Origin of the sequence: Chryseobacterium sp. HMWF035 (genome assembly GCF_003094695.1) — a bacterium.
GTDB classification, from domain to species: Bacteria; Bacteroidota; Bacteroidia; order Flavobacteriales; family Weeksellaceae; genus Chryseobacterium; species Chryseobacterium gambrini.
Map to the genome: position 1 here is coordinate 82,829 of NZ_QEHP01000139.1, position 12,851 is coordinate 95,679.

The 12,851-nt window shown below is 35.9% G+C and carries 11 protein-coding genes and 1 pseudogene; 2 read left to right on the forward strand and 10 right to left on the reverse strand.

What is annotated here, in order from left to right:
* Positions 1–116 precede the first annotated feature (116 nt).
* Complete coding sequence (locus DD829_RS21360) at positions 117–701, forward strand: T6SS effector amidase Tae4 family protein (RefSeq protein ID WP_123906955.1); 585 nt, start codon at positions 117–119, stop codon at positions 699–701.
* A gap of 508 nt (positions 702–1,209) precedes the next feature.
* Positions 1,210–1,650: a DUF6705 family protein gene (locus DD829_RS21370; protein ID WP_108411027.1), complete on the forward strand. Its 441-nt coding sequence runs from the start codon at positions 1,210–1,212 to the stop codon at positions 1,648–1,650.
* A 66-nt stretch (positions 1,651–1,716) separates the two neighbouring features.
* On the opposite strand, the pseudogene DD829_RS21375 reads toward DD829_RS21370, so the two are convergent.
* The 10 genes and pseudogenes from DD829_RS21375 to DD829_RS21420 form a co-directional block, all read right to left on the reverse strand.
* Positions 1,717–2,310, reverse strand: a pseudogene (locus tag DD829_RS21375) (IS630 family transposase); the annotation flags it as partial.
* Positions 2,311–2,326: 16 nt separating this feature from the next.
* A complete protein-coding gene (locus tag DD829_RS21380) occupies positions 2,327–2,722 on the reverse strand; it encodes a hypothetical protein (protein WP_123906956.1) in 396 nt (131 codons plus the stop codon).
* A gap of 68 nt (positions 2,723–2,790) precedes the next feature.
* Positions 2,791–3,945 carry an amidase domain-containing protein gene (locus tag DD829_RS21385; protein ID WP_108410415.1) on the reverse strand — a complete coding sequence of 385 codons (1,155 nt, stop codon included), beginning with the start codon at positions 3,943–3,945 and terminating at the stop codon, positions 2,791–2,793.
* A 99-nt stretch (positions 3,946–4,044) separates the two neighbouring features.
* A complete protein-coding gene (locus DD829_RS21390; protein ID WP_116548130.1) occupies positions 4,045–4,491 on the reverse strand; it encodes an NUDIX hydrolase in 447 nt (148 codons plus the stop codon).
* A gap of 4 nt (positions 4,492–4,495) precedes the next feature.
* Positions 4,496–5,746 (reverse strand): DegT/DnrJ/EryC1/StrS family aminotransferase, encoded by a 1,251-nt coding sequence (locus DD829_RS21395; RefSeq protein WP_108409863.1) that lies wholly within the window; start codon positions 5,744–5,746, stop codon positions 4,496–4,498.
* Positions 5,734–6,783 carry a Gfo/Idh/MocA family protein gene (locus tag DD829_RS21400; protein WP_108409864.1) on the reverse strand — a complete coding sequence of 350 codons (1,050 nt, stop codon included), beginning with the start codon at positions 6,781–6,783 and terminating at the stop codon, positions 5,734–5,736. The genes DD829_RS21395 and DD829_RS21400 overlap by 13 nt, the downstream gene beginning before the upstream one ends.
* A gap of 14 nt (positions 6,784–6,797) precedes the next feature.
* The gene (locus DD829_RS21405) at positions 6,798–8,117 is read right to left on the reverse strand and encodes a response regulator (protein ID WP_108409865.1); all 1,320 of its coding nucleotides are present in this window, start codon (positions 8,115–8,117) and stop codon (positions 6,798–6,800) included.
* A 124-nt stretch (positions 8,118–8,241) separates the two neighbouring features.
* Positions 8,242–9,783 (reverse strand): hypothetical protein, encoded by a 1,542-nt coding sequence (locus DD829_RS21410; protein ID WP_108409866.1) that lies wholly within the window; start codon positions 9,781–9,783, stop codon positions 8,242–8,244.
* Positions 9,784–10,041: 258 nt separating this feature from the next.
* Positions 10,042–10,755, reverse strand: coding sequence for a LytR/AlgR family response regulator transcription factor (locus tag DD829_RS21415; protein WP_108409867.1), 714 nt, complete (start codon positions 10,753–10,755; stop codon positions 10,042–10,044).
* Positions 10,756–10,757: 2 nt separating this feature from the next.
* On the reverse strand, positions 10,758–12,737 hold the full coding sequence (locus DD829_RS21420; protein WP_108409868.1) for an ATP-binding protein: 1,980 nt from the start codon (positions 12,735–12,737) through the stop codon (positions 10,758–10,760).
* Positions 12,738–12,851: the final 114 nt, after the last annotated feature.

A 12,851-nucleotide genomic window follows, 5' to 3' on the forward strand; every position in this document is an offset into this window, starting at 1 on the left:
CAATCTCTTCAAAATGGTATATTTCAGATTAGGAAGTGCAGAATTTTGTGAAGTTTACATTGCATTTTTTCGCACAAAATCCTACAACAAATTGGGAACAGTTTCAGAACTGGTTTATGGGACAAAATGAAGGACAAGATTTCTTTTATGATGAAAATTATTGGGAAGATCCGAATTTATCTTTTCCTGCTCAAGCATTGCCAAGTTGGAACGCCTTTTACGCAGCATATCCGCATGAAAATTCAGCTCAATTGTATGGAGTTGTTGGAGGAGCAGTTGCTCAAGCCCAAATAGATTATCCTGCTCAAACAGTTAATGGATGCGCTTTAAAAGTTTCAAGAGCATTAAATTATTCAGGTGTTATAATACCTAATATTCCGGGTAAAACCCTAAAAGGAGCAGATGGAAAATATTATTTTTTAAATGCCAAGGCATTAAATGCATGGATGAGAAAAACCTTTGGAGTTTCACCTAACAACCCTAAACATATTAATTTAACAAAATTAGATGGTGGAAATAATGGAAAAAATTTCCCTAACTTAATCAAAAATAAAAAAGGTATATTTTCTATGGTTTCCCCACAAAATAGCACTTGGGCTTCTGGTCACGCAGATATTCTTTATCCAAATGGAACCTGCAAAGCTAATTGTCATTTCTTTGACGGGGATATTTCGTATATTGATATATGGATTTTAAATTAACAAATATGAGAAAACATCTTATTCTAATTTTTTTATTTCTTTCAATATATATTTTTTCACAGAATATAAAATGTGAAACTACTGATTATGTAAAGAATATTGATAATAGAGAATACTCTACTTACCAATATATTAATTCAAGTTATAGTCAGTCAAGACCACTAATAATATTCATTACAAGTAGTGACATTTTTATGAAAGTACATGAAAAAGTTCCAATCATTTTTTCAACCAAACAAGAATATACAGATGTATATTTATTGGGTATAAAAAATTTTAATAAAAATAACATTGATCAAATCGACGATAAGATTATTAAAAACTTTATTAATGATATTATAAAATATAGAAATTTTCATAATTTACAACAGAATAATATTGAATTTATTTCATCAAGGGTTAGTTATCTTGAAGATAACAATCTATGTAAATTTCTAAATTGTAAGAGGGCGAGATAGCTTTTATTTTTTAAATCCCAGAAAATTTCTTCGGTTTTATAAGCATTACAATGATGAAAACATTTTATTTAATAGGAATTTTATCTATAGTTTCGTGCAAAGACTACAATGAAATTGTCATTAAAGATGCTTCCAAAGATACTTTAATTGAAATTCAAAGTAAGAGCGTTACACCGACAAACCTAATTTTTAAAATAGATGGTACTATTGATGAAAGTTTTCATATGATTTCAGGAGCTACTTTTCTTACTAGCTTACAACTTCCCAAATGTAATAATTGTGGCCCTGGAGAATTTAGAATCAAAAGTTCTTTTGACGATCCAGATATAAGTGGTTTAATAAATAGCCGCGTAGTTTTTCGATATATAAATCCAACAACTATAAAAGTAAAAGTATTGGGATCTAATGGGAGAGTAACCAATAATCCTAATGATAATTTGCCAGACCAGCCACGAGTACCCGCTATGGAATATACGATGATAAAGCAATAATAAATACGTTCTCTCTAAAAAAATTAGGGAGAATTTTTATTCTAAATATGGGTAATTAAGTACTTGCTAAAAATTAATAATACATTTCTTTCCGAAATTATCTAATACGTCCTTTAAGCTGGCTTTTAGATTTTCAAAAGAAGCATAAGCATCAAATTTCAGCCACTTATATTTTACAAATCTCCATAAGATTTCAATTTTATTGAGTTCTGGTGAATAAGGCGGAATAAAATAAATCAGCAAATCCAATTCTTTCCACTCTTTGATTTTTTCTTTGAATTTTTTGCTCGTATGTAAAGAAGAATTGTCTAAAACAACCACTGTTTTTTTGACTATTGTCTGCGCAAATCTGTCAAAAAAAACAATCAGCATTTCTGAGTTGATGGTCTTGTCAAAAAAATCATAAACCAAATCTCCCAAAGTATTCATCAAACCAAAAACACTGGTGCTTTTCCCCCGGATTGAAGGTAATAAAACAGGATCATCTTTGCTTTGCCATGCATAGGGAACATTGGGAACTAATCCGAAATGACTTGCATCACCATAATACATATCAATGTATTGATCAGCATTGAGTTTTGATAATTCCTCTATTTCCTTTTGGGCTTTTGAAAAAGTAAGCTGACAGCGTTTTTTCTTCAAGGATTTCCTACATCTTTTCCATTTATAGCCGCGACTATTTTAAAAAATTTCTCAAGGTAGGCTTTGTTATTTTTATTTCATGCTCTCTTTCCAAAATATTCAAAACCACATTCAGATTACGGCTGTTTTCCTTTACCAAATCAGGTAAAATATCTTTGACGGGATCTAATTTCAATTTAGCACCTCTTCCTGTTTTTATGCTTAATGTTTTCTGTTTTTCGGATAAGTTTTCTGCTTGTTCCCATGCATTAAAAAATAAGGTCACACGCAATCTTCCTACCTCCATAATTCTGGAAATCTCCATCATTGACTTTTTTTGTGCAGAAAGCCTCAAAAACATACACCGTTCTCTGACCACTGAGCTATCTGAATTTTTATATAGATTTTCAACCAATATACTCTCTTCTTCTGTTAATTCTATAAATCGCATACTTCAATTATTAACAAGAGAAATATACAAGTTTTTAGAAAAATGTATTATTATTTATTTTTAGATACTTAGCTATTAGCGATTTTATATTTTATCATGTTTGATTCAGGATATCCCGTTAATAGGGCATCCTTAGCAGGACTATACGAAGTGGCATTTCTATAGGTTACATAGACTTTGGCTGAATTGCCACTACCCGTTTTTTTTGTCACTAACATAGAATGATAGGCTTTCCCTTCGGATAATAAATGTACCACATCTCCAATCTCCATAGAAGAAAGAGGATAAGAAGCTAGAACTATTCTGCCTGAATTGGCTATATAATTTTTTAAATAGTCTGCACCCGTCCAACTTGGGCTTCTGTGAGTTCCTGATGCAGGAGGGGAAGTATAGCCTGACAGATGAAACCATTTATTAGTTCCTGAAGATACTTGAGTCCATCCTCCCGATTGTAAGCATTGTGACACAAAATTGGTACAATCTCCACCATGGCCAGTATAATCCGGATAGTTTGAACTGGGAGAAAAAACATATGTATATGCATAATCTTTTGCTGCCGTCCGATTGTATGTTGTTAAGACTTTAGCACTCGTATTGCTTTCTATAACAGGCAGTACATCCTGAATAATTGGTTGTTCCACATACCAACGAGAGTATGTGCCAAAATTACCTTTTTCTATCCATGATTCAATTTTCCAAACCCCATTGGTAAACTTTAAAGTTATTTCATTGTAAGGTATTCCTCCGCTACTTTCAGTATCATCAATAACTCCGTTTTCTGTAGAATGATAATTCATTGTATAAGAATCAAGAATATTATAGATGATAAGAATATCACCAGACTGTTTGAAAGAACCTATTCTTCCCGGAATAATTTCTCCGGATTGCCATTGTACCTTACTGGTATAGGATGTAATGGTAGTGTAATCTTTTTGTAAAAAGGACATATAATTATCAATGTCTTTTTTCAAAATATCACCTCCACCGAGTGTATTCCACTGAGGATAATTGTCTTTACCAATCAAATAGTCATACTGAGCATTCAGAAAATTTTGTACAATAGGTACAATTTCTTTTTGAATATACTTTTCTGTTACTATTTTAGAAGAGGTTTGATTGTTTTGATCAGCTATAGGATCAATACTATCATCCGGCTGACATCCTGTCATTAAGAATCCTAAAATTAAGCTCGTCAGGAGTGTAAAAAGTGTTGTTTTTTTCATAAGTAATTTTATTTTAAGGTTGGTAAATTATTTTTTTCTCATATGACATGAGAAGATATTTCCCCCATTGTCTGTACCGATTGACGGCACACGATTTATTTATGCCGGCATCGATTGTAGAATTATTTTTTTTGTGAATTCTGAAATATTTAATGATGAACCGTTTATTTCATTCACAGAATAAAAGCCATATTCGTCATGTTCCTCAGGGTTGATTTTTATATTGCCGTCAGTCTTGATTTTAAAATTGAACTGACGGGATTTTTTTCCGGAACCTGAATGATAATCAAAACTTCCTATATACGACTCCACAGCAATGAGTTCAAGATTGGTTTCTTCCTTAATTTCTCTTGCCAATGCCTGAAGCAGTTCTTCTCCCTGATCAACTTTCCCACTTGGAAGCTCAACTAAGCCTGAAAGGTATTCATCAGGACATCTCCTAAGAAGCAAAACTTTATTTTCCATACAGATCACACCCCCGACAACTAATTTTTCAACTCCGTCGTGCTGTGCCTTAACCAAAAGGGTTTTTATTAATTCTTCCATTGTATTATGCTTTAAAATCTAAAATATATTGTGATACCTTTTTTATCCCCTTCACGTATTTTTCAACTACAATGTTATCTTCTTCTCTTGCCCAAACCGGTATTTTTATTGCCTGGGAATAAAATAAAGCGGAATTTACAAATGACTGTTTTGATTGATTATTTCTACTGATTTCCCAGGGCAGGTCAAGCCGATCGTCAGTATTAAAAAGGGGAAGATCAGCTAAAGGACATGTAGAATTCGGAATTTCTACTTCTTTTAATCCTTCAGAATGCAGCAACTCAATAAACTGCTGCCGTGTGAACCCATTTGATTTTTGCGGGTCAAAGCGCATCACAAACGCATACCAGCTGGGATCTCCATCATTGCATTGTGGCAGTTGCAGAAAAGGAAAACCTGCCAATTCTTTGATTAAGAACCGGGCATATTTTCTTTTTACCATTAAAAAGCAGTCCAATTTACTTAATTGATTCATGGCCAAAGATACTGCCAGCGGATGCGCCCGGAATTTATGCCCAAAACCTGTTGATGCATACGCGTATAAGGGATGATCCTGAGGAATTTCCTGTCTGCATCTTTTATTGTAATGCCCCAATAAAAGGGCGCGGTAATATACTTCTTCTGAACTGGTAGTTAAAATTCCTCCTTCACCTCCGGTGATGATTTTCTGTCCCTGCAGGCTCCATGCAGCCCCAATACCAAAGGTTCCAACCAATTGTCCCTTATATTTTGCACCATGAGCATGTGAGCAGTCCTCAATTAAATGAAGATGGTATTGTTTACAGATGGCAACTATTTTATCCATCTGACAGGGAACACCCCATATATGAGTAATAACTACAGCTTTTGTTTTCCGGGTTATTAAACCTTCAATGTATTCCGGATTGATATTTCCATTTTCATCACAGTCACAAAATACAGGAACAGCTCCTAAAGTAAGGGCTGTGGTAATGGTCGCAAAAAAAGTATAGTTCGGACAGATAATTTCATCGGATTCTTTCAGTCCTACTCCTACAAATAATGAGAATAATGCGGATGTCCCGGAATTGGTAAGTAAAGCGAAATCAGCACCGTGAAGGTCTTTCCATTTCTTTTCAAATTCTTTGAACACTCCGGAATTATCATAGATGGATACTGTTTCCTGTAGCTGGTTTGTTACAGCAACGATATCGGATTTATCTATTATCGGCCATATATAATGAGGCATTTTTAAATCAATGGCAGATTTTCCACCATGAATAGCTAATTTTTCCATAATTCTTCAGGGATTAGTTCTTTAGGATTGATACTTTGTTGTAATTCGGAAGATTGATAGGCTGCTTCCATAAAAGCCATATGCTGAAAATGCTGAGTATGGGGAGATGGTTTTACAGGGTCTTCCAATAATTGTATAAAATCCTCCAATTGCTCATTGGGGGCGAGATGCCATTTACCTGCTTTTAAAAATTCATCCTGCACTTCTCCCTGTTTGTTTATTATTTTTATAACCCCATTTTTTAAATGAATACTTCCTTTTGTCCCTATAATATTGATGGTTTCTTCTTTTTCAGGATATACTCTTGAAAGAATCAGAGACCCCAGTATTTTCTTTTTGGAAGTAGTATGATAGGTGAAATTAATAAATGCAGTATCTTCCACATCGTAGGTTTGCCCCTCTTTATTGCTGTAAGAAATTCTTGTAAATATTTCATCCGGCAACCCGAAAAACCATATCAGTACGTCTATAAAATGGTATCCCATATCAATGATTGCCCCCCCGCCGGACAAAGATTTCTTAGCTCTCCAATCGAAAGATAAATTTTCGATATTCATCGTATATCTTGCTTCAATGGAATATATGCGTCCTATTCTGCGTGACAGCTGTAAAAATGTAGAATAAACAGGATTAAATCTTCTTTGTACCGAAATTTGCATTTTAACGCCATTACCGATTATGCTGTTATCTATTTGCTGTGCTTCTGTAATAGATGATGCAAAAGGCTTTTCCTTAAGAATATGAACTTTGGCCTGAGCAAGCTGTTGTATGATCCCTAAATATTCAGAATGAGGAACAGCAACAATAGCAAAATCAGGCTTTCTGAGCTGTAATAGCTCTTTAATGTTAGTAAATCCAGAGACCTTGTAAGTAGAGGATATAACTTTCAGCTTATCTTCATTAATATCGCATAGAGAATCCAGAATACAGTTTTCATTATCCAGTATAGAAGGAATATGGTCAGATAGATTCTGATTGCCAAGTCCTATCACTGCAACTTTAAATTGACGCATGTTTTTATGATTTAATAAGTCCATAGGAAAGTGTATTGTTATTGGTTGTAATCAGGAGGTGCCTGTATTTTATTTCTGAGTAAAGTATAGAGTTCCTGATGTCGGGAAGAGCAGAGCCATTGCCGTTCAAAATCATGGATCACATAATTGCCGATATCGGCAGACTGTCTTATATCTTCATTTCCGGAGATTTTAAAACCCATGTTCAGACTGGCTCCTTCTGTGGTAAATCCGCCATCTGTGTTGTCAATATCATTGGCGATCTGTTTGGCAGACTGCATAATTTCATTGGGCATTTTATTGATAAAACCAGCCATGCTGCCTCTCGGGCTGAGCAGAAACGTGTCGATATTTTCCCGCATAAAAGATTCAAAAAATATGATGCTTCTTCTTACCGCCAAAGCATTAAGGAACTTTTTTAAAAACCGTTCATTCGTATGATCCTGCTTTCTTTTGATATAATCCAACAGCCGGTATTCCATCCTTTCCTTCAGACGGTCTTTGGGAGCTTTTTCGGTATATTCGATATGTGCTTTAATGATATTCTCGGTAAGTGTATTCAGGATCGGAAAATATTTTTCCTTATGTTCATAGAGATGATCCACCATATTACATATAACCGGACTGTCCCATTCCGCCCTGTTTTTCCCTGAAGACTTACCGTCTTTATGCAGTACCAATAAACGCTCGAGTTCTTCAAAAGGATTTTCAAACTGAAGAACTGCTTTGTGATTACTATAGACGGGATAAGAGGCAAAAAGTACAAGGTGTCTGCTTCTGAGCATTCGGGGCTGCTTTTGAATAATTGAATATTCAATTCCTTCCCAATCATTATTTTCAAGAGTTTTGAAAAAGGTATTTTTGACATCCGGCTGTAATCCGGAAATAAGTCTGATGGATATTCTTTTGAGATACTCCCCAATACGGCTGGCTAAAATTATATATCCGGATTCTTTGGCTTTAGAGACAAAATTCATCCGCTCATCTATGCTTAAGCCGGTCATATAGGCGGGAACATCTCCGTAATTTGAGAATAAAATCTTTTCTGTTTCATTATATTTCCTGTCTATAAAACGGTACAGATCGATCCCGTTTTCGATAATGTAGCCGTCCGGCTTTGATTTTCTGCCGCTTTTGATCTCAATGTCAATAATGACCAGATCAGGGGTAAACTCATCCATGATCTCCAAAGCCTTTGAGATGCTTTCGGCTTTTCTGATCTCAAATATTTCATGAGCCAAGATGACCCTGCTTTCAATATCAGGGTCGCCATATTGTTTCGGAGGAAGGGGAAGAAGCCCTGCCATTGCAGATTGTAAGCCTTCCGGCTCGTCGTCGATAATTAAAACTTTGATCATATTTTTAGTTTAAGGTTTAAAGTTGTTGGTTGTCAGAGTTTAGTTTTTAGATTTAGCTTTGGATTTTTATTTCCCCCTTTGGGGGTTAGGGGGCTTGCGTCTTGCATCTTGTATTGGTAAATTGCTACTTTGTTCCATTATTTATGGGAATACTGAGATAAATATCGGTATGTTCATCTTTAGAAAGGTTTCTTGCATGAATATCCCAAGGCTGGTGGGGAGCAAAGAGACGGCACTCCAATATGCGTTTAATGGTTCTTATGCCACCTTTTCTCCGGAATTTGCTCTTTGAGAATGGTTCATCATTATTAATATAACCCAATACTTTTTTGGGCAGCTTCCCTGAGTTGATCACATGAAAGAATGCCGTTGTATGTTCAACCTGAAAACTGATTTCAACAGCATAATTCGGGTTGTCGAAATCCGTATGGTACAGGGCATTTTTGAGCAGATCCAAAATAATAATATACACCCCGATGGGGATTGCCAATAATGGGAGATCAGGAAATTTTTCGGCTTCCTTTTCGAGCTTTTCGATGATTCTGTATTTTTTTTCATAATGATCATCCACCAGACGATGGCTGTTGGTAACGGATTTTAGGGTTTGCAGCGCCTCTTTTACAATATACTTGATCGATATAACTTCGGGAGCATGGGCATCAATAAGCATTTGATTTTGGGAAGAAAGCTTGTCAGATTCTGTTTCATCATGAGGTTCGGCTTCCGGAGAATGTTGTGTTGTATCCCGGCTTGGATACTTCTGTACTTTCATTAAAAACAGGTTAAAATGAATAATTTTTCTCAAAACACCGGCTTTTTCCAATGCATAATCAATATGGGAGCGAATTCCCGAAGTGTCATCAGTGCCTGATTTGGGGATAAAGCGTTTGTCGATAACGTCCAGATGTTGATATAGGGAGGTAAGATCTGCGTTCCAGGTATGCGTATGTTCTTCAAAAATGGCATTCTGCTCTTCTATCTTGGCTTTTTTTTCTACTTCTATGATCACGGTATCAGATAAAATCTTTGTCCACATCGCACCCAGCTCTATGGTTTCATCTTCAGAAAGCCTGCGTCGTGTGATGATGCTGAACACGCCGTTGTAATGCTCAAAATGAGTAAAAGGACGGATAAAGTAGATGTAGCAGCCGGTGCTTACGCTATCGGCAATTTCCTGATAGCAGCCCACCAGATAATCTATAGTCAGCCTCTTGCCGGAAAAGAAAGCTGAAATTCCCAATACGGCTTCTTCCATTCCGGAAGCTAAATCCTGAAAGAGCAGCAGATTACCGACAGGAGTATCGGGCGAATTTCCCTTGAACAGGCACAATACCTGCTTTCGGGTCTGGCACATCAGCTCTGTAAAGGTGACAACCTGTTCTCCGTGCTTGATGCTCTCAATACCCTTATGGATGCTCTTAATGATTACCTGTACATTTTTTATGTGTTTCGGAATTGCAAAATCAACGATATCATGAAAAGTATGGTCTTGATCCAGATAATAGGCTGCATGAAACAGATAATCGTCTTTAAAATAGGAAAAAAGGCTGTGGTTAAGAACATCGTTGTAGCAGCTTTTAATATAGGCTACCTTATCATAATGAGAAGCGAGCTGCTTTTCATGTTCCATCACGGAATGGATGTCCTGTAGGCTGAAAATTGACATGATCAATGGATTTGAATTGTATTTTTTCAAAAATACAACATCAAACCACTGTTTTTCAGTATATTAAAGTCAAATGAGTAGAGCGAAGGATATTTCGGGTATATCGGTGAATCTGATGGGTAAACAGTAATTTTTGAATGTGAATCTTTTATTTTTTCCCTTTATTTATTCTTTGCTTTTGGTTCTTGATTGGTTTCATCGAGCTGGTGTTTCTTGACTCTTGGCTCTTTTGTTCTTGATTCTTTTGGTTCTTCTACTCTATTGTAAAAGAATGGTTTTGACTTTCTCAAAATACTGTTCTCCTACAGGAAGTTCAATATCGTTATCTCCTTGTGAATTGTTCCTGTATATTTTGACTTTCCGTTTGGAGGTGCTGAACATCTGTACGAGGGCTGTATTGATAATATAGCTTCTGTGAATTCGGATAAATGCTGCCGGAAGGATTTTTTCGATGTCTTTGAGTGTTTTTGACATAACGATCATCTTTCCGTCTTTTTTGTGGATTTCACAATAGTTGTCATCGGATTGGATGTAGCAGATTTCTTCAGTATTCATAAAAAAATGTCCGTCGGCATTCTTTAGAGTAACATGTCCACGGATTTCTGAATAACGCTGCCGGCATTTTGCCAAAGCCAACGCCAGCTCATCAGGATCAATGGGTTTGTCCAGAAAATAAAATACGCCGCTGTTTACTGCTTTCTTGGCATACTGTTCATAGTCTGTCGTCATAATGATAAAAGGAAGCTCCGAGCCTGCTGTATATACTTCCGGGATCAGGTCAAAACCTTTTTCATCTCCCAGCCGCACGTCTAGGAAAATAATATGGGGACGAACCTCCAACGCAAGGGCAATTCCTTTGGATAAGGTGTGGGCGATTCCTTTTTCTTCTATTTCCGGATGCTGCCTGAGGGAGGCTTGTAAATTTCTTAGACTGCCCAGATCATCTTCGACAATAATATACTTGAAGGCCATGTTTAGCTGTATTGGTAATTTTTCGGAATAGTAATGGTCACTTTAACCCCCTGTTTCTTATCGGTCATCTCAAATACGGCATTTTCTTTATTCTTTTGGTTGAGTGTCGCAAATAGATTTTGGTAGGTAGAAATGCCTATTCCTTTATTTGATAACGTTTTTAATGTTCTGCCTTTACCGGTATCATCTACAATGATGGTCAGGAAATGTCCGTCTTCTGTAAGCGAAACCGTAATATTTCCTCCACCTTCTTTTCCCTTTATTCCATGCTTGACTGCATTTTCCACCAGATTTTTGAGCATCAGCCTCGGAATTTCTATTTGGTTGTCTTTAAGGGTATTCTCAATATGGTAATGTAATGGTTCTGCAAGGCTGCTTTGCTGAAGGCTTAAAAAATCTTCTGCCTGTTGCAGCTGTTTTTCTACGGGATCGGTAAAAGAGTCTTGATAGAGGCTGGCTTTGGTGATATTAAGAAATTTGATCATCTTTTTGTAGGAATCAGGGGCTTTTTCCTGAATTTCAGAGGACATGTCACCTAACAGGTTCTTAACATCATGGGAATCAAGCTGCTGGTTCAGGTTCTGAAGCTCCATGATTCTCATATTTTGCTGTAGCGAAAACAGGGTGTTTTGTGTTGCAAGCTTTGTGGTTTTCTGGCGGTTTTTGAAAAACCAGAAAGACCCACCCAGTAGCATGGCTAAAAAAGCAATTCCTCCCAATGCATAATTTTTGTTGGTTTGTGCTTTTTGGATTTCAAGCTGCTGAGTTTTGATCTTAGATTCCTTCTCGAGGGTCTTATATCTTTTATCTAAATCGTGTAATGCCAAAATATTGGCTCTGTTATCTATTTTTGTTGCCAGCTGTATATGATCCTGATAATATTGGAGGTATTCTTTTATATTTTCTTTTTGAAAATAATTCTTAAGAATCAAATCATAACTGATCTTTAGGTTTTCCTCTTCATTGTTTTTTTTGAAAATGGAAATGGCGCGATGCAGATAAGCATCAGCATCGGTATAGCTGCCTGAAGCATTTAAAATTTCAGCCATCAGAATATAATCCTCTCCTAAATTGGAAGCATTGAGTTTTTCATCTGTTGCGATAGATTGTTGCAAATAATGTTTTGCCTTGCTATAGTCTCGAAACTGATAATACAGCCGGGCATAAATATAGTTTATATGGGTCATATATGCTTCACCGGGTGAGTATTGGGCTGCTTTTGCCAGATAGTATTCGGCTTTGCTTTTATTGTTAAGTCCTACGTAGGCCTCACTAAAATTCTCATAACATTTGTAGTAAAAAGATTCGGCTTTGGTTAAGAGCAGCAATTGTTCGCTTTTTTCTAAATAGGGCAGTGCATTTTGATATTCTTTCTTTACAACGAAAGTACTTCCTAAATTCATCAATAAGATTCCCTGCTCATATTCACTTCCTTTATAAAAGTATTGTTCGCCCAGCTTATAGTATTTAATTCCTTCCTCATATTTATTATTTTGAATGAGGGTTGATCCGTAATTGATGATGGCTTTCAAAATAGCCGGATTATTTTTTGTTTTCAGTATATTGTCCAATGCAATTTTGGATAATCTCTCACTTTCTTCAAAATTGCCTTCCATATTCTTAATTTTTGACAAAATAGCATATCCCGAAGAAATTGTTTTATAATCTTTGGTCTTTACAGCCAACTGCATGGATTGATACACCAATTGAGATGCCTTGTCAAAGTCTCCCTGTATGAATTGATCCACACCGGTCAGTACGATATATTTTCCTTTCTGCTCTTCATTCTCTATATATTTTTTGGAGAGCTCATTAAAGTAATATAAAGAATCCGGATCTTTGTTGACATATTTCCATGCCAGCTCATTATATTTTTCAAATGCTCCTTTTTGCTTCGACTTGTTTTTTAATGCATCATCTGAAGGCTTTTGAGCAAATGCGTGAACAACGGAAAAAAGAAAAATCAATAAAAATCTATTCATGGTATTATATTGTTATTAAAAATACTATTTTTTCGGTTAATTAAAAAACACACTGTATTTCCATAAAAAATACAGTACGTCATTAGGATAAAAACGAATCAGGTTCTATCCTTT